Genomic DNA, 21,971 nt, shown 5'->3' with positions numbered 1-21,971 from the left:
GGATACGGCTCTGTGTGGTGTGGGCACGGGCGGCGTCGGCGTAGAGCTGGGCGAGGCGGCGCAGGCCGCGACGGATCGTGCGCTGCAGGTGCATGGGGATGACTTCCTGTACGAAGGGTGTGCGGCTGGCGGGGAGGGGGAGCCGAGGCGACGTGTCGGCTCCCCCTGATAGGGCCCTGATCACGAGCGCATCGTTCAGGCATGCATCCGGGCGTCCGTGTCGAACAGCTCGCGTTCACGCAGATGGAGCAGATGTTGAGTGATGAACGACCGACCCGCGACCTTCCACAGGCCGCGCCCCTTGGTGAGGGCCGAGACGGCTTGGGTCTCGACACCAGTGAGGCCCAGCAGGCCAGCCGCGGAGCCGAGTTGGTCGGCTTCCTGGCGGTAGATGATGCGGGTGGAGCAGTCGGTGAGCAGGCCCTCAGCGAGTGCGCGCCCCCGGGAGCCGGCGTCGCCGGCGGTGAGCAGGTCGCTCATGCGGTGGATCACCATCATGTTGGCGATGCCGAGTCCTCGACTGAGCTTCCACTGGCTCTGCATGCGCTCCAGGAGGGCGACGTGCCGCATCACGCGCCATGCCTCGTCGTAGATCACCCAGCGCCGTCCGCCGCTGGCGTCGGCGAGCGCGGACTCCATCCAGGCGGAGGCGCAGGTCATCGCGAGGACGAGCGCGGTGTCGTCGCCGGCCCCGCCGAGCCGGGACAGGTCGATGGAGAGCATGGGCGCGGCCGGATCGAACGCGACTGTGCTCGGCGCGTCGAACATGCCGGCCAGGTCGCCGTGCACGAGGCGCCGTAGCGCGTGGGCCAGGTCCTCGGCTGCCCGTCCGAGCCGTCCGGACAGGTCACCGAGTGCGGCGTCGAGCCGCTCAGGTGAGCCGAGCACATACGCCACGTCGCTGAGCAGCGGCGTGGTCCCGACGGCTTCGGCATGTGTGACCGCCTGGTTCAGTGCCACATCCAGGGCGGTGTGCTCCATCGGGTGCAGATCGCGCCGCAGAACCGTCTTCGCGAGCGATCCCAGGAGAAGCAGGCGCCGCTTGCGGGCCTCGCCTGCCCAGTCCTCCTTGCTGACGCCGAACGGCCTGGCAGGGGCGTCCAGCGGATTCAGCCGGCCGGGAAGGCCGGGGCCGAGGGCGATGGTCTGACCGCCCAAGGCCTGGGCGACCACGGTCCATTCACCCTTGGGGTCGCAGGGGATGTAGATGCGGTAGCCGAAGGCCACGGCGCGCACGGCGAGGGACTTGGCCAGGGCGGACTTGCCCATGCCGATGATCCCGGCGAGCAGGATGTTGGGATTGGTGAATCCGTCGAGTCGCCCGTACAGCGCGAACGGGTCGTAGGTGAAGGCGGCCTCGGCGTGCACGTCGCGGCCCACATAGATGCCCTGGCCGCCCAGGCCGCCCTCGGCGAGAAAGGGGTAGGCGCCGGAAGCGGTGGCGGTGGTCATCCGGTGGGCCGGGAGCTTGAGATGGCTGCCACGGGCGGAGGCGGGACCAGGGCGGCCGGCGGTCGGATAGGTGGCGCGCAGCTCGGAATCGGCGCCGGTCTCGGTACGGCGGGCTTCGGGCTGGCTGGCGTGGCGGGCCTTGTCGCGGGCGGCGGCGAACTGGTCGCGAGCGGCGCGGGCCGTACGGCGGTCGGTCCTGCGGGGGACGAAGAGCGGGCTGGCGCTGGCTCGGGTGGTTCGAGTGGACATGCCGGTGGTGCTCCGGTGGTCAGTGGCGGGTGAGGCCGGTGAAGGGGTCGCGGAGATCGGCCGGGGTGTGGGAACGGCGGACCCGGGCGGCGGTGGCCAGGTGGCGCTGGCACACGGTGAGGTCGGGGGCGCCCTCGGGGAGGCGGGCCCGGCACGCTTCCCGCGTGGGGAGGCGGCCGGTGACCGGGTGCGGGGCCGCGTGATACGCGGCGTGGAGGTGCTCGGCCGCCTGCCACAGCCGGATACGGCAGGCCCTCAGGTGGTCGCCCTCGGCGGCGTCCACGGGAGAGGTTCGCGCGGTGTGCGCGTCCAGCAGTCCGTACAGGGCGACCAGGTGGGCATGCAGGGAGTCCAGTTCGGTGCGGCCGGCGGCGACCGGGGCGACGGGCATGTTGATGGCCCGGTGGAAGTCGAGCGCGGCGGTGGCGAACGGGACGAAGTCCGGAGCCAGTTCGGATAGGGGTTCGGTCGGCATGGGGTGCCCTTCGGTAGAGCGCGGGCGGTGGTGCTGGGCCGGGCTACGGGCGTGCGAGCGGCAGGGCGGCGTTGGTGAAGGCTTCGGCCTGCTGCCAGGTCAGCAGGCGCAGGTCGACGAGGGCGGCGACGGCCGCGGTCTCGATGGCGGCGCAGGCGGCGTTGAGTTCCTCGTCGGTGTCCGCGCTCACGGTGAGCAGGCCGGTGAGTGCGACATCGGCGTGTCCGGCGATGAGCTGGCGCTCGCGCTGTTTGATGTCGGCGTACTCGACCGAGTCCTCCTCGGAGTCGACCTGGCCCTTGCGGGCCCGTTCGGCGGCGTCGGCGATCACGGTGGCCTTCTTGCGCTGTACGTCCTTGAGGGCGGCGTCGAGTCCCTTGGGCTCGTAGGTGAGCGAGAGGGTGCGGCGGACGCCGGTGGTGAAAAGGAGCTGGTGGAGAAAGCCGGAGTTGGTCTCGATGCGCGGCCAGTTCTCGATCCAGAACGTGGCGTGGTGGGCCGAGTCGGTCTGGATCCGGTCGGCCTTCTCGACCAGGACGACCGGCCCGGCGGCAGCGGGGTCGGCCTGCGGCCGGCCCGAGTCGGACCACCGGTCGAGGGCGGCCGACGCCTTGGGGTCGTACGCGGTGCGGATCACGGCGGCGATCTCACTTGCGGCCAGCCAACCGCTCGGTGTGAGACCGGAGGTACGGGCGGACTGGTCGAAGGTCGAGGCGAGCTGGGCCAGGACGGCGAACGCTCCGGTGAGTCCGCCACCGGCTTGGTTGATCAGGCGGCGGGCGGCGTTGAGATCGAGGGCAAGGGCGACGTACGCCTCGTGGGGTGCGGCGGCGGGGCCGGCGGCGGCCAGCAGGTCGCTGTAGACCTGACCTGCGAGCGGGGTGTGTGCGTTGCCGTGCTCGTGCCAGTAGCGGTTGAGCGCGTCGCCGGAGTCGGGGACGGTGCGCTCCAGGACCTGGACGCGGGCGATGTGCCCGGTGCGCGCGAGCGCGGCCAGGGTGCGGCCCCAGCCGGCGACGTTGCCGTTCTGGGTGGCGGGGTCGAGCAGGGCGAACGCGCGGGAGGAGACCTTCACCACGGCGGTGAGAGTGGCGTGGTGCGGATCGTGTACCGCGCCGAGGCGGCCGTCCGGCGAGGTGACCACCCGCAGCGACGCGGCCGTGCCGGGCAGGTGGAGCAGGCCCTCGCGCCGCGGTCGGGTGGACGGCCGGGCGAGCCAGACCAGCTGGCCCCGGAAGCGGCGAAGCGCGTACCGGATCGCGATCGGTGCCCAGTCGGCGAGCGCGCGCCCGCGGTGGCGGACGAAGACCGCCGCGAGGACCAGAGCCCACAGCGGTATGAGCTTGAGCGCTCCGGTCACGCCGGAGGTGAGCAGCACGCCGAGCAGGAGCAGACCGCAGACCGCGACGACGATCAGCTGAGGGGCCGAGAGCCCGAGCAGCACGCCCCGGCGCGAGCGGTGAGGGAACTTGACCGTGGCCGGGCCGTCGGGGTGTGGAGCGTCAGGGAGCATGGCGAAGCCGTCCTTGGAGCGTGAAGAGAGGGAAGAAGAGGAAGACGGGGCGGGCCGGGCGGGATCTCGGCCCGCCCCGTCAGCTACGGGCTACGAGCCCGATCGATCCGCTGGCCCGGGATAGATCCACCGCTGCGGCGTGGCGCCACCCTCCGGAGGAGGTCCACTGCGCCGTGGTGCCGGCGGATCCAGGTGCGTGACCTGCGGCGGCGCGACCGAAGCGCCCTGCGGCGTCGCCCCCGGAAACTGCCGGTGTCGAGTCGGCCGCGTGGTTCTGACCGGAGCGCTGGATGAGCGGGACTCCGCGATCGCCGTCCGTGGGCGGTCGACGGATCAGCGCCCGGCCCTTGTCGCCCGTTGCGCCCGTGTCCTCACCGAAGCGGAAGTGGGTCTGCTTCGGCCCGGTGTCACCAGCGTCACCGCCGGATCCGCCGGTCGGATCGATCCCGGAGGCGACACCGTCCGACCCCTGGCCCGGCACCTTCGCCGGTCCCTGCGGAGCACGCATCCCCGTGCCGGCCTGGACCGCGAGCTGCCCCGCGGTCTTTGCCGCGCCCGCGGCGACCGCCATCCCCGCGATACCGGTGCGGTGCAGATCGTCATGGCCGCCGCCATCGGCCGCCCAGTGCACGAACTTGTACGTGGCGTAGGGACAGAGCAGCACCAGGACCATCACGACCATGCCCGCGATCGCGTCCGCCAGGGCGCCGAGTCCGTCGTTAGCGTCGGTCTTGCCCATGGCCGAGACGCCCAGTAGGAACACGATCGTCATCAGGAGCTTGGAGACGATCAGGGTGCTCGTCGCCTCGATCCAGCCGCGCCGCCAGCGCTGCGCGACCTCCCAGCCCCCGCCAGCCCCCGCGAAGACGGCCAGGGTGACCAGGACCATGATGCCGACCTTGCGGGCGACCATGACCGCCCAGTAGAGGAAGGCGCCCACCGCGCAGCCGAGTGCGACGAGGGCGGGGACGCCCCAGCCCAGGCCGTACATCGCCCCCAGCTCGTTGACCTTGATCATGCGGCGTACGGCGTCGTCCACGGAGCTGTTGGCCGCCTTGAAGAGGCTGGCGCTGAGCGCGTCGACCACCGTGATCGCGACAGTGGTGCAGGCGATGGCGGCGAAGGCGAAGAACACTCCGGCCACGGTCCCGTACACCGCCTGCGCCAGGGCGCGTTCGTCCCGGCGCCAGGCGGCACGGGTGAGCTGCAGGCAGAACGTGCCGACGGTCAAAATGAGGCCGATAGGCAGGATCAGCTCGTAGTTGCTCCTGAACCACTCGGCGTCGAGATCGACGGCCGTGGTCTTGTCGACGGCCTTCGAGGCCAGGTCCGCCGCAGCCTGGGCCATCTCGCCCATCGACTTGGCGATCCAGGCGCCGATGCCGTCGGTGACGGCTTCGCCGGTCGCGCCGACCACGCCGCCGACGGTGTCGCAGACCGTGTTCATCAGAGGGAGGTCACAAGTTCCCATGAGCGCACCTCCTTTCATAGGTTGGGGTGATTACGGCGAGACCTTCGGCAGGACCCCGACGAGGGCGCAGTCGTGTCGTGGCCGGCACTGGACGGCGAGGGTCGTCGAGCGGGATTCGGCTCCGGCTCCGGAGCCCTTCCAGGCGATGGACTGCTTGCCGGTGACCGTGACGGCGTAGACGTACGCCTCGGTGATGGCGCCGGGGTCCTGGGCCAGGGCGGTTTTGAATGCCTGTGGGAAGTGCCCCTCGCCGACACTGGCGCTGGCATGCTGCCCGTTGTCACGCATCCGCGACCAAAGCACCGGGGTGGGCACCTGGTCCGTGACCGACTTCCAGTCGGCGTACTTCTTCTCGCCGGTCATCCACCGCTTGAGGCCGGCCAAGTGCTCGGCCTGCGAGGAGGACCGGGTGTCGTACGTCCACAGGACCTTGGTGGCGGCCTTGGCGAACTCGATCGGATCGGTCGTCTTGGGCGGCGCGGCCGCCGCCGATCCGTGATGCGTCGTGACGGCCGGGGAGGGGAGCGCCGAGGAGGGCGACGGCGCCGGGGCGGTGTTCGCCGGGGCCGGGCTCTCCGTACGGGTGACGTACGCGACCAGCCCGGCGACAGCCAGCAGAACGGCGAGGACGACGCCGCCGATCGAAGCGCGGCGCAGAACCAAGGAGGGGGCGCCATGCCGCCGAGTCCTGGCGGAGGAGAGACGTTCCTTCGGCATCAGTGAACCTGCGTCCCCATCGCCGAGAAGAAGGCGACGACGCCGTTGGCCGCGCCGAGCAGGAGGGCGCAGCCGGCGGCGACGACCGTGCCCTTCTTGCCGTTGGCCTCCGCCTGGTGGCCGCCGCTGTGGTGGCCCCAGGCCCAGACGATGGCGGAGATGGCGAGGGCGCCGACCGTGGCGATGATGCCGAACAGGTTGATGCTGCCCATGACCTTCTTGAGGACGTCGAGACCGGGCAGGCCACCCTCGCTCGGTGTGACGCCGGGGTTGTACGCCAGCATCTGGGCGTGCTGAATGAGCTTCATTTAGGACTCCAGTACGAATTTGGGTGCGCGAGGGCCCGGAAGGGTGAAGCGAGGAGAGGAGAGAGAGGCCGGGTGTCAGATGACCCGGCGGGCGGCGAGCACGTCCGGCCGCCAGTCGGCGAGGGTCGAGATCTTGACCACGTCGCCGGTGCGCGGGGCGTGCAGGAGCAGTCCGGAACCGATGAACATCCCCACGTGTTCCGGGACTTCGGCCGTGCCGCGAGTGAAGAGGAGGTCGCCCGGTTTGAGAGCCTGGACGCTGACCGCCTTGCCCTCATTGGCCTGCGTGTACGTGGTCCGGGAGATCGAGATGCCGCCGGCCTTGTACGACGCCTGCATCAGCGACGAGCAGTCGCAGCGCCCCATCGGGTCCTGGCCGCGCGGAGCGGTGCAAGCGCCACCCCACTGATACGGAGTTCCGAGCTGTTCCAGACCCCAACGGATTGCCGTACGAACGGACTTCGGTGCGTCAGCCGGAATCTCGTAACTTTCGGGGACGGAGCCGGCGGGGATCGGACCGAACTTTTCCCCGTCCTCACCGGTGTCGCACCCTCCAGGCGCCAGATCCACCTGCTCGCCCCTGTTGCCGGTGCCAGAGCCCGACCCCGTCGACAGCGACGTGGCGATGGCCTTCTGCAGAGCCGTGGCGAGCGGCTCCCACTTGGCGTACGCGTCGGGGAAGCCGCTCTTCTGGACCGCCTGAGCGGCCTGCGTCACGGTCATGGACTGCCAGCCCGAGACCTGCAACAGCGACTCGTAGAACTTCGTCGAGGCGTGCACCGGATCGCGGACCTGCTGGGCCGTTCCCCAGCCCTGGCTGGGGCGCTGCTGGAAGAGTCCGAGCGAATCACGGTCGCCGTAGTCCAGATTCCGCAGCCCCGACTCCTGCAGGGCCGTGGCCAGCGCCACGATCTGACCTCGTGCCGGCACCTTCATGGCGACACCGGTGGCCTGGATCGTCCTGGCGTTCGGGATCTGGTCCGCGGGATCGTCCAACCCCGGGACCGACACCGCGGCCTTGCCGCCGCCCTTCAGGATCGACTCCACCTGCTTGGCGACCGCTGCGGAATCCACAGCCTGCGCATCGCTGCCCGCGCAGGCGGCCTGGGCGCTGCCGGCACCAGCAACAGCCATCACGAGTGGGGCGACGAGCAGCAGCGGGCCGAGCGCCACGGCCCCGACTATCGCCGCGCCCGCCTTCACGGTCGCGGGCCGTCCGCCAAGGGCTGGGGGCGGGAGACGGGCTCCGGCGACGGGCGTGCGTGGGCATGCTGCATCAGCAACTCCTTGTTCGTAGGTAGCGCGGCGCCGGGGTTCTCGTCGATAAGGTCACCGGCACCGCACCGGTCAGGGATTCACATCACCTGAGATCAGGGAATGGAGAGACCAGAGGTCGGGAGCGGCTAACTCTCGTCCCCTGGAATCCCTCTTACTAGGATGCGGCAGCCAGCCGCGCTCGTAATCTCACGCGCCACATGGAGATCCCTCCCGCCGAAATGCCAGATCCTTTGGGGGTGCTGGCGTGGCGCCATCTGAACGAGGAAGCACGCATCAGCACAGCTCAACAGGCCAGGAGCTGGGCCCCGTCGGTCGAACACGGCGAGACTGTAGAGACGAATTCCGGCCGCACCAAACGACACCTTGACGGCCGACCCCGACCTGCCATCTGGACCCAGAGCATCATTAGGTACGGCCGGGAACGACGGTTAATCTCCACCCATCGCTATCCCTAGATGGCTGCCTTTGGCGCCCCCCGGGAGTGGCTCCGTGACGTGTGCAGCATTCCGGGAACGCGGAATCAGCGCACGCCCCATCCCTGCGGAAAGAGAGAACCGCGCAATGCCGTACACCCTGCACCGAGGCGACGCGCTGACCGCCCTCGCCGGCATCCCCGACAACAGCGTCGATGCCGTCATCACCGACCCGCCCTACAACAGCGGCGGCCGAACCAGCGGCGAACGAACCGGCCGCAGCGCCCGGGCGAAGTACACCTCGGGCGACGCCGAGCACGACCTCGCCAACTTCCCCGGCGAGAACCGCGACCAGCGGTCGTACGGCTACTGGCTCACCCTCCTGCTCACCGAGTCCTACCGGGCGACCGTCGAGTCCGGTACGGCCCTCGTCTTCACCGACTGGAGGCAGCTGCCCACCACGACCGACGCGCTCCAGGCCGCCGGCTGGACCTGGCGCGGCATCGCCTCGTGGCACAAGCCGGTCTCCCGACCGCAGAAGGGCCGGCTCAAGCAGTCCTGCGAGTACATCGTCTGGGGCACCAAGGGCCCGGTCGACCCCGACCGGAACCCCGTCTACCTCCCTGGCCTCTACACCGCGAGCCAGCCCCGGAAGGACCGCGTGCACATCACGCAGAAGCCCGTGGAGGTGATGCAGGAGCTGGTGAAGATCTGCCCGCCGGGCGGAACGGTGCTCGACCCCTTCACCGGCTCCGGTACCACCGGCGTCGCAGCCCTGCGCGAGGGCCGCAAGTTCGTCGGCGTCGAACTCTCCGACCATTACGCGGCCATCGCTGAGCAGCGACTCCGAAGCGCACTGACCCGGGACGACTTCGAACTCGCCGGGCCTGAAGAGTGAGACCGAAAAGCCCCAGGCGGCAGGACCAGAACGCAGAAAAGGGTGGCTGCTCCGTCATGTTGGTGGAGCAGCCGCCCTTTGCCGCGAGGAGGGCTTTAGCCTCGCGCTTTCATGAAGCGGGCTGTCCGGCAGGTGATCAGAACAGCAGAAAGTGCCTCTGACCAGCGAGAATGAGGATTGTCGAGGTCCTTGTTCCCGCACCAGCCGGAGGCACTTCCCAGGTGAAGAAGCGTATCGGGTTCTATCCGCGTGTCCGTGTCGAGGGGGGTGGTCGCGGTGTGGTCTCGCAGGCCGGCGTCGTGCTGCTGGTCGAGACGATCCGTAAGTCCGGTCTGGACGCGGCGATATCGGCGGGGTTGGCGCCCTGGCGCAAGCCGCGGGCCGTGCACGACCCCGGCAAGATCCTCCTCGACGTGGCACTCACGGTTGCACTCGGCGGGGACTGTCTGGCCGACGTCGCCATGCTGCGGGCCGAGCCGGGTGTGTTCGGGCCGGTGGCCTCCGACCCGACGGTTTCCCGTCTGATCGACACACTCGCCTCGGGCGGCAGGCGAACGCTGACGGCAATCCGCGCGGCCCGCGCCGAAGTCCGCGACCGGGTGTGGAAGTTGGCCAGCGAGGTGGCGCCGGACGCGGGCGGGCAGGTGATCGTGGACATCGACGGCGTCCTGGTCCTCGCGCACTCCGAGAAACAGGACGCGACCGCGACCTGGAAGAAGACCTTCGGCCACCACCCGCTCATGGCCTTCGTCGACCACGGCCCAGGTGGCTCCGGTGAGCCGGTGGCGGGGCGGCTGCGGCCGGGCAACGCGGGCTCGAACACCGCGAGCGATCACATCCACACCGCTCAGCTGGCGTTGGCCCAGCTGCCGAAGACTTACCAGCGCGGACGGCAGACGCTGATCCGTACCGATTCCGGCGGCGGCACGCATGAGTTCGTGGCCTGGCTCGCCCAGCGTGGCCGGTGGCTGTCGTACTCGGTCGGGATGACCCTCACCGACGCCATCCACCAGGCCGTCTTGAAGGTGCCGCCGTCGGCCTGGACGCCGGCTGTCGAGCCGGACGGCGAGGTCCGCGACGGCGCCTGGGTCGCTGAGGTCGACGGAGACTGCCTCACGAGCTGGCCGAAGGGGATGCGGCTGATTGTCCGCAAGGAACGACCTCACCCCGGCGCTCAGTTGCGCATCACCGATGCCGACGGCCTGCGGCTGACCTGCTTCGCCACGAACACCGTGGATGTCCCGATTGCGTCCTTGGAGCTGCGTCACCGCCAGCGGGCCCGCGCCGAGGACCGCATCCGAAGCGCGCGGGCCACCGGCCTGCGCAACCTCCCCCTGCAGGACACCGCGCAGAACCAGATCTGGCTGGAGATCGTCCAGCTCGCCCTCGACCTGCTCGCCTGGATGCCGATGCTCGCCCTGACCGGAAAAGCCCGCAGGTGGGAGCCCCGCCGCCTGAGGTTCCGCCTCTTCAGCGCCGCCGCCCAGATCATTACGACCGCCCGCCGCAGGTGCCTGAGGTTCGCGCGCCACTGGCCCTGGACCGACGTGATCACCGACGCACTGGAACGACTCCAAACCCTCCCGAACCCTGGCTGACCAGCACGTTCCCGCCCCTACGACCAGCAGCACACCGCCCGGAATCGTGGAACCCGGCGCCCACCCGACGCGACAGCCGGGACATGAACATGCCCACGACCAGCCCGAACACCGAAACGGACCGCCAGCAGAACCGACGGACCGTCACGAAAGATCGAGGTTAGGTCGCCTCGACAGCTTGCTGGATCAGATCGGTCGCCCGCGCGAGCTCCTCGCGCGAGCTGATCCGCACCTCGACGCCACCACGGAGACCGAGGGCGCTCACGCCGCTGATGTCTCGGGAGAAGCCTTCCTGCAACTCGACCGCTCCCGGATCCAGCCGCAGGTTGATCACGACCTGTCTCTTGCGCGGCTGCATACGCACCGTGGCGACGTTCGTGAAGCGCCGATAGGCGACGTAGTGGAGCTGCGGCTCTTTGATCACGTCCTGGTGCGACAACAACAGCTCGTCGAGATCCGCGAAAAGCTCCTTGAGGTCCGCGGGTGACTCGTCGTGGTACTGCTGGAACGTCTTCGACGACGATGACGCGGAGCGCGCCGCAGGCAGGGTCTTGCCGCGCGCGGTGGTCCGAGTGCCGCCGGTAGAGGTGACGAGTTGCAGGGTCAGAGCGTCGTCGAAGATTCGGTAGGCGAGCAGATCGATCCGATGGCTGATCATCTCCACCGCCACCGTCTCGTGATACGTGAAGGCGCCGGCGATGCACACGATCCTGGGCGCGCTCCAGTCGATCTCTTCGGCCACCGACTCGCCGAGCTTCCCCGCGACCAGCTTTTCGAACTCGTGGTGGTGATCCTGGAGCCAGCACAGGTATGAGAGCGCCTGGACGACGACGGCCTCGTCCCGGGTCCGCTTGTACTCCACGATCACCGGCGTGCCGGTTTCGTCCAGCCCGAGAGAGTCGATCCGACTGCCGTGCCGCCCCGTGCGGTGCTCGGTGGCCAGGAAGCGGATGCCGAGCATCGTCTCCATGTTGGCCTCGATGAGCCGCTGCAGTTCGACCTCGACTCCCACGGCTGCTCCCGGCACCTCGGTGGCCTCCCCGCCCCTCACCCTGAAGACCTTCAGGTTGCTCATACGTCCCCCATGGCTCTCAGATCTCAGAACATGTAATTGAGTCCACGAGGTGTCTATTCCGTGGTGGCGGCTAACGCCAACGTGCACGTATGACCCCGCCTGAGCCGAACGACCGCCACACAGGAAGCGTCTGTACCAGCGGCCGAGGATCCGCCTCTATACGGCAGGCGCCGGCGAGCGACTCGTCGCGCCCGCCGGCGCCTTCTCCGGGCTCGGCTACCCTGCCTCCGCAGCGACATCATCCAGGTCGAGCTCACCTTGCTTGCTGCGGCGAGCTGGCTTGCTCAACCAAGCATCGAAGTCGTCGTCGGACACCGCGAACCAGTCCTTGAGGGCCTTCCCAAGCGCCGTCTTTGCTTGGGTCTCGGCGATGGGTCGGAGATCGCTCTCTTGAGCTGACGGCTGGCTCGTCTTGAGGGCCTTGAGCTGCTGCTTGATGCAGAGGTCAAGGTACATGCGCCGGGCCTCACTGAGCTTGATGTCGAACTCTTCGCGGTCCGGCAACCATGCGGCCACGTGAACCCACGCAGCGGGGACAGCGAGGGCCTGCAACCAGAAATACCGAAAGTAGACGGCTTGTGCCGACTCCATGTTCCCGATCTGGTTGATCGGGTTTGAGATGCCAACCTTGTTGAAGGCGACCTTCCGGTCACGTGCGCGGCTGTGCTCGATCTGGAAGAAGGCATTCCAGGCTTCAACGAGAGCTTCCGCAAAGCCCGGGAGGTCTTTGAGCTCGACGCCGCCAGGCTGTGTTTTCCGTACTTCCCACAGCGAGCCCATGGTCATGACGAGACCGAGCTGACAGGCGTGGGTGTTGAGCACAGCGTAGGCGTCCTTGCCACGCTTCACACGCTCGGGACGAGTCGATCCGAGGTACTCCTGGGCTCGGTACTGGTCGAAATCCTCTTCCTTACCCTTGAGCGCCTCCCACGCTCGGATGACATCCGACTTGGGCAGCCTGCGGTCTGCGCTGTCCCTGTGCTCTGTGTAGTGGTCGTAGCTATCGCGCAGCGTCCAGAAGACGCCAACGCCGCCGAAGAGGGCGTCGTGAGCCAGAGCAGCGAAGGTGTCCGCTACATGCCAGTCGTCCCTGAGTTTCGTCAGCGCTCTGGCGTGTGCTGCGTACGGCGCGGTCCTCGAGAGCAACGTCAGGATGGCCCGGCCCCACGTCTCCTTGAACCGGGTGCTGATTGCTTCCATCTGGCCGAGGGGGAACTGCTTGTCGCCGAGAGAGTCTCGGTCGAACGTGATGCCGCCATCCTCGAAGTACCGCTCTAGAAGACTGGCTACGTCGAGCTGGCTACGCATGAAGTCGTCGCGCTGCTGCTCGCTGTCCTTACCAGAGATCCCCTGTGCGACGTTGGTGAGGTACTTCGACGGCCCGAAGATGCAGCGGTTCACGGCCATCTTGAGGAGGTTGATGTTCGTGAGTACCGACCACCGTGCCGGCCGGTGGCTGTTCACTTCAGGGTTGTCGTACTCCACTGCGTAGAGGGGCAGGTACGAGTCGTCGTTGCGGCTCCGCAGCTCACTCAGCATGCTTCGCGTCAGGACGTTGGAGAGTTCGGCATCCGAGAGCAGGATGATGCGGGACTCGCTCGGGGGGCGCGCCTCCTTGTTGACGTCGACGAACAGCTTCCGCGCTGCTTCGTGGGGGCGGGAGCCATCTCCAGTTTGCTCCGGGAACCAGCACACAGTGACGGGCACCTCGACCTTCGACAGGTCGGGTTCGCCGGCGCCGTGCTGTTCGAGCACGCGTCGTACCTGGTGCTCATAGAAGGACCGGTACTTGACCGCAGAGGTGTCTCCCCATGAGTTGGTAAGGGTGCGCTCAATCGCAAGGAGGGCCATGGCTCGGTGCTGGCCGTCGAGAACCACGAGGCTGGACTCGGTGCGGTTCCACCAGAACTTGCCGACATTTGCCCCGTGCGGCTGCCCATCAGGGCCGAGCAGGCGGTGGACCTGGAACGCGTTACCAGCACGCTGCTCCTGCCAGTGCGCTTCGTCGGCGCTGATCGATGTCACGTCCCCCAGCACCGGAAAGGATGTCGGACGCTTGTTCTGGAAGGGGAGCAGAACAGCCACGATCGGCGGGAAGAAGGCCGGCCCCGTGGTCTGGGGCTTGAGCAAGTAGGGGATCAGGTTGACAGCTACTCGGTGATCGTCGAGGTCACGCTGCAGAAGCTGGTTGAAGTCAAGGTCGCCGGCATCCATGACTTCGCGAACCGGGGCGAGGTTCTTCGTGAGTTGGCGCTCGGGTGTGTTGGCGTCACCACCGAGTCGAGCCTTTGTCATGATGTAGTCGACCCGCCCCGCCGGGGTGTCGAAGCTGCCCCACGTTCCCTGCACGTAATCTCGGAACGTAAGCCCACTGCCCGACCCGAACATCCTTCACTGCCTTTCCAAACTGCGTAGGTGCCGAAGTCAGCGGCCATGGCGCTGGTCTCGGCGTCTTGCTTGCTGAGCGTTCTCACAACATCCTGCAGGTCACGTGCTGGCCGCGTGGGCGGATGTGGGAAGTGACTCGCCTCATCCACAGTGCGCGCCACAACAGATGCCCCCCGTGCGGCTGTGCTGGACGGCTGCCACGCCCGTCCAGCACAGCCCGCAGGCTCACTCGTCCTTGAGTTCTTCCTTGAGCATGACTCCGGTGAACAAACCCCAGTACGTACGGAGCTGGCTGAACTGCTCATCAGGGTTCTCGTGCATGGCCTCCGCCCGCGCGTAGCCCATGAACAGCAGGTCGATGGCCGCCTCGGCCCGACGCGCGAGATCCAGTACGTCTTCGGGGCTCATTCCCTCGGCCCCGTCGTCGGCGATCTTCTTCAGTGGCCCATAGACGTCACGGAAGAACGAGTGCCGATGGTTGAACTTCACGACCGACTTACCGTTGAGGTGGTGTACCTCGAGGAACTCCTTACCCGGCCAACTGCCGTCAAGCAGGGTGATGGGCTTGGTTCGAACCTGCTCGCGGAGTGTCTCGATCTTGGCGCCGTCGGTCTCAGGGTCCAGCCCCATGTCCTGGGCGGCGTGCTGGACAACCTCCTCCTCCTGCTCCGCGGTAGCCGTCCTGCCGGCGACTCCCTTGGGGAGGCTCGGATCGGTCCGTTCCGCCGTTGCCATGCTGCTGCTGTGCTCTCCCTTAGCGAGGCGCTCCCGCGTCTCGACTTCTCCCCAGTACTCGCGGATCACCTTCCGAGCCCGCAGGACAGGGAGCTTCAGCCAGTCTCGCAGCTCGTTGCGGAGCCTCGTCACAGGCTCTGCGCCACGCTTCACGTTCCGCACCTGGAAGAACTCGTCCAGCTCCGCCGTGAAGCTGATCTCGATCGCGATGTACCGAATCACCTTGTCCGTACGGCTGGTGTCGAGGAGGTAAGGAACCACGTCGTAGTAGATCTCCCGACCGTTGCGCAGGATGCTGATCCTGGCGGCATTCACACGGTTGATCTGGAATTCCTTGATGTCCTCGCCTCGGTGGTCAACTTCGCCACCGGCTCCCTTCCAAGGGCGGAACTCGGCGGGTACCAGAGCGACAGAGACGTGCACCTTGTGCCCGTCAACCTCCAGGTCCCCTTCCTCGATCAACTGGCCTCGCGGGTCCAGCTTCTGGGGCTTGTACCGAGAGATGATGCGGGGGTTGTCCCGAAGGAAGAGGGGGTCGTGGAGGGTTACCGGCTTACCGTCGAGCTCAAACGCGCGACCTGTGTCGATGTAGGTACGGTAGGCGCGCGCGATGAACTTGCGAAGATCCGAGATCTTCTCCTCCAGCGAGGTGCCATACGCCCCTCCGCCGTCGAGGCGGTCGATCTTGCCGATGACAACCACGGTGCCCGAAGCAAGTGGACGTCCATCTCGCCCAACCATGAGCTTGGTGGCCTCTTCGGGCCAGGTGCTGACCTCATCAGAAGTGATGTACTGCTGCTTGCCTTCCCGGATTTCGTCGAGGTCGATGTAGCTGTGGACGATCTCGGGTCCGCTGGCTCGCTTGCTGTAGATGTCGATGCGCCTGCCCAGGCTCAGCCCTGCGAGCTTCAGCCCCATTCCGAAGCGACCGAGGCCCTGGCGCTGGTTGTAGCGGGCGCTGTACCCCATCGATAGAACGTTGTGCATGATCGCGGGGTCGATGCCAACCCCGTTGTCAGCAATGATGAAGGTGTCGATGGACTTCTTCTTCGGCCCATAGACCGGAAGCACACGCATCAGCGTGGCCTCGGCCTGAATGGAGTTGTCCAAGGGCTCCCCGATGGCAGCCGTGAGGTCGAAGCCGGCGTCACGCATCGATTCCAAAGCGCGGTCGATCTGGATGACGTTGGAACGCTGGCTTTCGGGGGATAGGAACAAGGGGTTGGTCATGGCGAGGAACCTCACTCTTTGGGGGCGGAAGTCTGCTGCAGGTCGCGGAACCGTCGGGTGGCGCGTTGTTCTGGTCGGCAGAAGACGCAGCTGGTCTCGTGGAAGTCTGGCCGGTCAGGGTGGATGCGGTTGGTCAGCTGAGGAGAGAACGCATGGAACATGGCGCACTCCATGTCGTAAGCGTTCACTGGGTTGTTGTGGACGTCGTAGGTGAAGTACGCGCCCCGCTGATCAGTGCAGTGCCGAAGAAGGCGTCGGCGGATGTCTGTATCGCTCCGCCCTACGTAGCGAGGCAGGCCCGTGGCCGTGTAGAGGACGTAGCTGCCGACGACGCCTGGCGGGATGAGGGACCGTATGAGCCAGGGCCGCAGTCGTATGAGACGGGGCCTCATGCGGCCCCCGCAGATGCAGCCCAGAGCTGACGGGCATGCCTTCGGGCACGTGAAATCTGCTCTCTTGCTCGAGGCACGGGAAGCCCTTGCCGATCCGCCAGGGTCTCGGCGTCGTCTCCGTGCGCCAGGGCCTGAAGCACCACGCGTTGGGCATGGGAGATCCCGGGCTCAGCACGGAGCCACTCGACAATTTCGACGACGGGGTACCCGTGATCCATGGCTCCGTGATCGGCGTGTTCCTCGCCGAGGGAGATGCTGGGAGCGATGGTCTTGCGGCGCTCAAGTGCCTCGTAGGCGTGGCCCATCGCGGATCGCACGCGAAAAGGCGCTGGCGTGGACGCGTCAGAGGGGTTCCGCAGAAGCTCGTCGAGGGCTCGATCGATCCTGTCGAGCTGATAGGTGTCGCAGGTGGCCAGGGCACGCTTTTGCAGCGCAAAAATTGCCCCCTCGACCGGGTGGCTGATCATGTTCGCTCCGTCTTGACTGGCGGCGAGCCCCATGCGGTGGCGCGCGTCCGAAGGGTGAAGCGTTGCTTATGTGGTTGTCCTGCGAGGGTACTAGATGGCACGGACACGGTGGGTGCGAATTCCCTTACCCCGTACCAAGCCTGACTGGCCCTCACCTAAAGAGGTCGGGTGGGAGCGCCGGTTGTTGCGGTCGTTCCTGGGGAAGGTGGTGGTTGCGATGACGGGCCGGCACAACGTGCTGGTCAACGAGTCGGGCCCGCCTTCCAGCAGGAAGGCGGGCCCGACGAGGGGTAGCTGAGGCTAGCTATCCCGTGGTGGTGGAGACGAGCTGTTCGATGGACCGAAGGTCACTTCGGCCGTGCAGGTAGCCGATGCCGCGGTGCAGATGGACCGTCAGAGTCCGGGCGACAGCCTCGTCCGAAGGTTCCTCGCCGTCAGCGAGGCACCGCTGCTTCAGCAGGGCAAGGTAGATGTCTCCGTACGGGCTGGTGAAGGTCTTCCAGGACATCTCGACGTTGGAGTCCGTCACTACCTCCTTCACCAGCGGTGTGGACGAGTCCCGGAGCGACAGGGCGAGAGCCCATCGGCACAGCTCATTCCACTGGGTCAGCCCAGTACTGCGCTTCAGCCAGATGAGTTGATCCTTCGCAGTTTGCGAGAGGCGGACTGTCTCAAGCGACATGCGATGCTCCTGCAGTCCACCAGTACCCAGCCTCGACGGTGGTAGTGAACGTTGTGTCGTCGTGAACAAGCGTGTAGGTGTGCGCCAGAGCGGGCTTCAACCGGCCGAGGAGGGTCTCGTCGATCTCCTCGTCGGTGGAAAGGAGAAGGACCTGTCGGCCGGCGTTCGGGAAGTAGCGATCGACGAGGTGCCGGCGGTGTTGGCTGTCGAGGCGTCCGAGAGGGGTGTCGATCACACTGGGCAAGCGATTGCCTGCAACCTTGGCGAGACCCCAGAGTAGAGAGATCGCAAGCAGCTGTCGTTCGCCCGCGCTGAGCCGTCCGGGATTGATGGGCTCGCCGTCTGAATCAGCGAGGGTCAGACTGGACTTGTCCATGTCGATCCGCAGGTCGTGGATGAGGCTCTTGCGCATCAGCGCCTTGAAGCTCTGCAGGACTGCGACCTCGAGACGGCTGATGTGGCGCTGTAGTAGCGCTTCGCCGAACTTCTCCAGTGTGTCCCGAGCCTTTTCGGCATACTCGACGATGCGATCGAGCTCCTCAATCTCGATCAGCGTCTTGACGCGCCTCTGCTGTGCTCGTTCGAGATCGGCGCCGATGCGATCGCGACGGCCCTTGATCTCCTCCAACTGCTCCTTGCCTCGCCTGAGCTCATCCTTGGCAACGGCGAGAGCTTCGATCGCCGCGTTACGTTCCTCAACGAGGTCCTTGATGAGCTTTTCGTCCGGGACACCCGCAAGGAGACGATCAGCGTCGTCGAGATGGTCACTCGTCTCGGCTGACTCCTTGAGGAGCTCACGAGCGCGGGATGCGTCGCGGGACAGCGCTTCGTCGAGAGCAGAGAGTTGCTCGAGTGCGTCAAGCGGAAGGTTGAGGGTCTGCTTGAGCTCTGCTGCAGCCTCGCGCTTCAGACGGTCTGTGGCCAGCTTCTTCTTCAAAGCCGTGCGTGCGGCGGCCGTAACCGATGCGGGGAGCTGCTCAAGGAGCCAGGCGTCGCGCTCGTCCAGCACGCCTACGACCCGCGTAGCGTTGTCAGCATCCTTCTCCCGCACCGCCTGTTCACGAAGCGTGGCCAGCTGCTGCGGAAGCATGAGCAGCGGAAGCGGGCCGGCGGCAAGGGATCGCAGCGCACTACGCTGCGCCGCTAGGCGTTCGGCGATGCCCTTCTGATTGCTTTCGAGCTCCTTCTGGCGCTCAAAGAGGTTGCCGCCGGCTTCCTTGAACGCCTTCTCCACTTTGTCCAGCTGCAACTGCAGCCGGTCACACCTTGACTGCATGCCACCCAAGGTGAGTTTGCGGTCGGCGTACTCTTGTCTCGCCGCTTCGTGTTCCGCTTCCTGGGCACGGATCTGGTCGATGACGGCCTGGTCTTCGTTGGACAGCCGCTGGCGACGCTGCAGTGCAACGAGATCCGTCCGGAGCTGTTCCACAGTACTCACTCCCAAGAGTGAATGGACTGCGGACTGGATAACCGTGGCCGCGCGCTCGGGATCCGCGAGCGACTCGATTTTTTCGCCGTCGAAGAAGAACAGTGATGCCACTTCTAGCGGAAGGATGTCCTCGACATGGTCGGGCCAACCCTCGCTGAGGATCCGGTCAAACAGGCCGTCTACATGGACATTCAGGAATTCCTTGAGCTGCTTGCCACTGATGTGCCAGCTCCGGACCACCCTGTAATGCCGCTCCTTGCCGTCCACGACGATGGAGAACTCCAACGCGATCTGCGCACCGTCGGCTGAATTCGCCTTGCGATTGATGCTCTCTCGCAGGTAGGAATCGTATGAGCGGTTTCCGCGACCGCTGCACCGGGCCCGAGGACCGTAGAGAACCAGCTGGATGGCGTCGAGCAGAGTGGTCTTGCCGCAACCGTTGAGGCCGCCGATCAGGATGATCGGTCGTCCAGGCTTAACGCTCAGGTCGAGGGACTGCTTGCCGCGGTAGGCGCCGAAGTCGTGAAGTTCAATCTTATGAAGGTGCATCGGTGGTCTTCTCTTCGTCCAGCGTCACGTAGGTCGGGACGGTGTCGCGGATCTCCTGCTTACGCTTCGCGAACTGAAGTGCGTCGTCTTCGTTCTCGTAGAATCCCTTTTTGATCGTCTTCTCCAGCTCCTTGAGGAGGCCGGAGCGTCGTGTCATGGTCCTGTGCTGTCGCTCGACCGCGAGGAGTTCACGCGTCATCGTGAAATGAATTTCGTCTCCGTCGCAAACTTCCTTGAGGAGATCCATCTCCTCTGCTCCGAGGACGAGCTGCTCATCAAGAGGCTGGCCGGGGAACTTCTCTTCCGTAGCCTTCTCGTAGATCCCCGGCAGAGTGTCCTCAACCTCGTGCTTGTCGAAGACCCAGATGCGGCGGATCTCATGGAGCTCTGCCTCCGAGATCAGTTCAATGCCCCGCACGCTCTCCGGTGAGGTCTTCCGCACAAGGGTCTGCGCCTCCAGCAGCCTCCTCAGCCACTTCTGACGCGCTTCCTGTGTGTACGGCCCTTGGATGACACCGTCGTGGAACAGTTGGACTGCGCCGTTCATCCGCCGGAAGTCGCGGGTCTCCTTCTCCTTCGACACGTCATCGAGTTCATTCCGGAGCTCAAGGAGAGGCCGCATCCACTCCTTCTCTTCGTCGTTGCGGATCATTGCGGTCATGGACTTGTCCTTGTCCACAAGAGTGCAAGTCCAGCAACCGAAGCGACTGTCACCGCAGGAAGGTGTGGTGTCGTCCACGACCAAGGGGCATTCGGAGTCCTCGGAGGCGCCTTGATACATTGTGAGGAGATCCTTGTTTCGATGCCCCCAGGCGTTGGAGTACTGCATCAAGAACATCCAGACCTCATCGGTGCCCCACGCTTCAATGGGGCTGTAGACGAGGGAATTCGGCAAATTGCCGTTGGGGGAAAGGCGGTCGCGCACGCGACGCTTCTCGTGCCGCGCCATAGCGCGGGCGCGTGCTTGGCTCTCGGTCTTGCGAATGCCGAGAACGAGGATTGCCTCACCATGCCGGCGTACCACGCGGCGAATGAACGCGTTGGACGGCTTGATCTTCAACCGCTCTGTGCACCACCGGAACTTGGGGCGAGGGGCAGGGTAACCGCGACCGATCAGGTTGACCCAGAAGGTGTCCTTCACCTCAGGAATCAGGCGGTGCGGCTCAATAGGCAGCCCCTGCTCCTTCGCCGCCTTCCCCATCGTCTCAAGTGACTGGGTGACCCACGCAGCGACCACCGGATTTTCAACCAGTGTGTCCGTGCTGATGACGTGCACGGGTTTGATGCGCTGTTCATCCGGCAGGCCCTGAAGGGCGAGCCAGACAAGTTGGAGTACGGCGGTGGAGTCCTTTCCGCCGCTGTAGCCGATAACCCACGGCACCTCGTCAGCTGTATAGAGTTCACGGATCTCCTCTGTGAGCTCACTGACTACTTCGGCGAGGGCCCTCCCTTGGAAGGGGGCCGTCGACTTCGGGGTGCTCATGCGTCTCCTCGCAGGTATGCGTCCTCTACACGCTGCTCTTCCGGGCTGAGTTCGAGCTTCATGCGATGGCGCAGGTAGTTCACAGTCAAGGTCAGGTTTTGGTGGCTCTTCGAAACGCGTCCGCCGATCAGCGCGCGGCCCTCCCAATCTGGGTTGGTGCGGGACCAGTCGACCGAAGTCAGGCCTTTGAGCTTCGAATGCCACACCTGGGGGGATTCAGAGTGTCGCAAGAGTGAGTTCCCGATACGGCCGAGAGCGTGCAGAGCGATGCCGTGGCTGTGGATGTAGTCTTTGCGCACCTCGGGAGCTGCGAGCTCGCGCTTGCGCACCATCCCCCACTCGGGCACCACAAGGTCGACAGCCTCCCAGTATGCCTCTGCGAGCTCCTGGGCCTTGTCCTTCTTGATCTCGAAGCCCTGCAGGAGTGACTGGGTGGCGGAGTAGACGGCGCTCAGGGTGAAGAGCTTGCGGGAGCGCTGGGCCAGGGTGCTGTTCTCCATCTCGACGTGTCCCTTGAAGACGGGGGACTTCATCGCCAAGAGGCGAGCCATGATCGCCAGGTCATCTCGGTGGTCATAGAGCACACCGATCGAGCGTGGGGGGCGGACGGCGTGGCGGTTGAGGTCCGCGAACATCTGCTGGCAGCGGGCAAGGCCGGTGTCGTGGAAGAAGACGACCGCGATCGTCTCCTCGCCGAGGTCGGGGTTCTCCTTCAGGGCTTGCTCGATGGCCGCGCGTCGATGCTGCCCATCGTTGATCAGGAAGCGGGCAGCCATGGGGATGCGGATCTGGCCCGCGCGCATCCCCATACCCGAGTCGGCAATGCTCTCGAAGTACATGTCGCCGTCGACTGACGCGGTGAGCGCGCTGAAGACATAGTCGTCTGGGTTGTCGACGATGTACCGGGTGAGTGCTGGAAGCCGCCCCTTGTTCAGGACGCGCTGGGCGCGAACCTCTGGGGCCAGCTCGTCCTCGTCGAAGAGGAAGATCTTCGGGATGAGGCGGAGCGGGCACATGGATACGTAGAACTCGCGCCCCGCTTGGACGCCCCGGATGGCTGGAAAGATGTAGTCAAAGCCAGCGGACGTAGCGGTGTCGGCAACCTGCGAAGATGACGGTGATCCCACTCGCGTAACGCTATCGTACGTCAGAGATAAGACGTACATGAT

The 21,971-nt window shown here is 66.2% G+C and carries 16 protein-coding genes and 1 pseudogene; 2 read left to right on the top strand and 15 right to left on the bottom strand.

Annotated elements, in window-relative coordinates; all coding sequences use genetic code 11:
* Window positions 1-195 precede the first annotated feature (195 nt).
* The 7 genes and pseudogenes from OG361_RS06920 to OG361_RS06890 form a co-directional block, all read right to left on the bottom strand.
* Entirely contained in the window at window positions 196-1,701 is a 1,506-nt protein-coding gene (locus tag OG361_RS06920; protein ID WP_405852438.1) for an ATP-binding protein, read from the bottom strand.
* A 19-nt stretch (window positions 1,702-1,720) separates the two neighbouring features.
* Window positions 1,721-2,176, bottom strand: coding sequence for a DUF6238 family protein (locus tag OG361_RS06915; protein ID WP_405852437.1), 456 nt, complete (start codon window positions 2,174-2,176; stop codon window positions 1,721-1,723).
* Window positions 2,177-2,219: 43 nt separating this feature from the next.
* Window positions 2,220-3,689, bottom strand: coding sequence for an SCO6880 family protein (locus OG361_RS06910; protein ID WP_405852436.1), 1,470 nt, complete (start codon window positions 3,687-3,689; stop codon window positions 2,220-2,222).
* 90 nt (window positions 3,690-3,779) lie between these two features.
* A pseudogene (locus tag OG361_RS06905) lies at window positions 3,780-5,160 on the bottom strand (ATP-binding protein).
* A 30-nt stretch (window positions 5,161-5,190) separates the two neighbouring features.
* Window positions 5,191-5,877: a hypothetical protein gene (locus OG361_RS06900; RefSeq protein ID WP_405852434.1), complete on the bottom strand. Its 687-nt coding sequence runs from the start codon at window positions 5,875-5,877 to the stop codon at window positions 5,191-5,193.
* The gene (locus tag OG361_RS06895; RefSeq protein WP_039649441.1) at window positions 5,877-6,185 is read right to left on the bottom strand and encodes a DUF6112 family protein; all 309 of its coding nucleotides are present in this window, start codon (window positions 6,183-6,185) and stop codon (window positions 5,877-5,879) included. Before OG361_RS06895 ends, OG361_RS06900 begins: the two co-directional genes overlap by 1 nt.
* Before the next feature lie 75 nt (window positions 6,186-6,260).
* Window positions 6,261-7,388: a C40 family peptidase gene (locus OG361_RS06890; protein ID WP_405852433.1), complete on the bottom strand. Its 1,128-nt coding sequence runs from the start codon at window positions 7,386-7,388 to the stop codon at window positions 6,261-6,263.
* A gap of 636 nt (window positions 7,389-8,024) precedes the next feature.
* On the opposite strand from OG361_RS06890, the gene OG361_RS06885 reads away from it, so the two are divergent.
* Both OG361_RS06885 and OG361_RS06880 read left to right on the top strand, forming a co-directional pair.
* Entirely contained in the window at window positions 8,025-8,774 is a 750-nt protein-coding gene (locus OG361_RS06885; RefSeq protein WP_405852431.1) for a DNA-methyltransferase, read from the top strand.
* Between the two features lie 221 nt (window positions 8,775-8,995).
* Window positions 8,996-10,372, top strand: coding sequence for an IS1380 family transposase (locus OG361_RS06880; RefSeq protein ID WP_405862119.1), 1,377 nt, complete (start codon window positions 8,996-8,998; stop codon window positions 10,370-10,372).
* Between the two features lie 160 nt (window positions 10,373-10,532).
* On the opposite strand, the gene OG361_RS06875 is transcribed toward OG361_RS06880, so the two are convergent.
* From OG361_RS06875 to dndB, 8 genes are all read right to left on the bottom strand, one after another.
* Window positions 10,533-11,447 carry a transporter gene (locus OG361_RS06875; RefSeq protein ID WP_405852430.1) on the bottom strand — a complete coding sequence of 305 codons (915 nt, stop codon included), beginning with the start codon at window positions 11,445-11,447 and terminating at the stop codon, window positions 10,533-10,535.
* Window positions 11,448-11,663: 216 nt separating this feature from the next.
* A complete protein-coding gene (locus OG361_RS06870; RefSeq protein ID WP_405852429.1) occupies window positions 11,664-13,796 on the bottom strand; it encodes a hypothetical protein in 2,133 nt (710 codons plus the stop codon).
* A 264-nt stretch (window positions 13,797-14,060) separates the two neighbouring features.
* Window positions 14,061-15,800, bottom strand: a complete 1,740-nt coding sequence (locus OG361_RS06865) for an ATP-binding protein (protein ID WP_405852428.1) — start codon at window positions 15,798-15,800, stop codon at window positions 14,061-14,063.
* Window positions 15,801-16,188: 388 nt separating this feature from the next.
* A complete protein-coding gene (locus tag OG361_RS06860; RefSeq protein WP_405852427.1) occupies window positions 16,189-16,659 on the bottom strand; it encodes a hypothetical protein in 471 nt (156 codons plus the stop codon).
* Window positions 16,660-16,963: 304 nt separating this feature from the next.
* The gene (dndE, locus tag OG361_RS06855; protein ID WP_383176056.1) at window positions 16,964-17,341 is read right to left on the bottom strand and encodes a DNA sulfur modification protein DndE; all 378 of its coding nucleotides are present in this window, start codon (window positions 17,339-17,341) and stop codon (window positions 16,964-16,966) included.
* On the bottom strand, window positions 17,331-19,319 hold the full coding sequence (dndD, locus tag OG361_RS06850; RefSeq protein ID WP_405852426.1) for a DNA sulfur modification protein DndD: 1,989 nt from the start codon (window positions 19,317-19,319) through the stop codon (window positions 17,331-17,333). Before dndD ends, dndE begins: the two co-directional genes overlap by 11 nt.
* Window positions 19,306-20,802 (bottom strand): DNA phosphorothioation system sulfurtransferase DndC, encoded by a 1,497-nt coding sequence (dndC, locus tag OG361_RS06845; protein ID WP_405852424.1) that lies wholly within the window; start codon window positions 20,800-20,802, stop codon window positions 19,306-19,308. The genes dndD and dndC overlap by 14 nt, the downstream gene beginning before the upstream one ends.
* The gene (gene dndB / locus OG361_RS06840; RefSeq protein WP_383176065.1) at window positions 20,799-21,929 is read right to left on the bottom strand and encodes a DNA sulfur modification protein DndB; all 1,131 of its coding nucleotides are present in this window, start codon (window positions 21,927-21,929) and stop codon (window positions 20,799-20,801) included. Before dndB ends, dndC begins: the two co-directional genes overlap by 4 nt.
* Window positions 21,930-21,971: the final 42 nt, after the last annotated feature.

Source organism: Streptomyces sp. NBC_00090 (assembly GCF_045160815.1).
Lineage (GTDB): Bacteria > Actinomycetota > Actinomycetes > Streptomycetales > Streptomycetaceae > Streptomyces.
This window is presented reverse-complemented; position numbering and strand designations above follow the sequence as displayed.

Bases quoted from the DNA above. Each gene is read 5' to 3' on its own strand.
- OG361_RS06920 (WP_405852438.1), bottom strand. From the start codon at position 1,701: ATGTCCACTCGAACCACCCGAGCCAGCGCCAGCCCGCTCTTCGTCCCC.
- OG361_RS06915 (WP_405852437.1), bottom strand. From the start codon at position 2,176: ATGCCGACCGAACCCCTATCCGAACTGGCTCCGGACTTCGTCCCGTTC.
- OG361_RS06910 (WP_405852436.1), bottom strand. From the start codon at position 3,689: ATGCTCCCTGACGCTCCACACCCCGACGGCCCGGCCACGGTCAAGTTC.
- OG361_RS06900 (WP_405852434.1), bottom strand. From the start codon at position 5,877: ATGCCGAAGGAACGTCTCTCCTCCGCCAGGACTCGGCGGCATGGCGCC.
- OG361_RS06895 (WP_039649441.1), bottom strand. From the start codon at position 6,185: ATGAAGCTCATTCAGCACGCCCAGATGCTGGCGTACAACCCCGGCGTC.
- OG361_RS06885 (WP_405852431.1), top strand. From the start codon at position 8,025: ATGCCGTACACCCTGCACCGAGGCGACGCGCTGACCGCCCTCGCCGGC.
- OG361_RS06875 (WP_405852430.1), bottom strand. From the start codon at position 11,447: ATGAGCAACCTGAAGGTCTTCAGGGTGAGGGGCGGGGAGGCCACCGAG.
- OG361_RS06865 (WP_405852428.1), bottom strand. From the start codon at position 15,800: ATGACCAACCCCTTGTTCCTATCCCCCGAAAGCCAGCGTTCCAACGTC.
- OG361_RS06860 (WP_405852427.1), bottom strand. From the start codon at position 16,659: ATGATCAGCCACCCGGTCGAGGGGGCAATTTTTGCGCTGCAAAAGCGT.
- dndE (WP_383176056.1), bottom strand. From the start codon at position 17,341: ATGTCGCTTGAGACAGTCCGCCTCTCGCAAACTGCGAAGGATCAACTC.
- dndD (WP_405852426.1), bottom strand. From the start codon at position 19,319: ATGCACCTTCATAAGATTGAACTTCACGACTTCGGCGCCTACCGCGGC.
- dndC (WP_405852424.1), bottom strand. From the start codon at position 20,802: ATGAGCACCCCGAAGTCGACGGCCCCCTTCCAAGGGAGGGCCCTCGCC.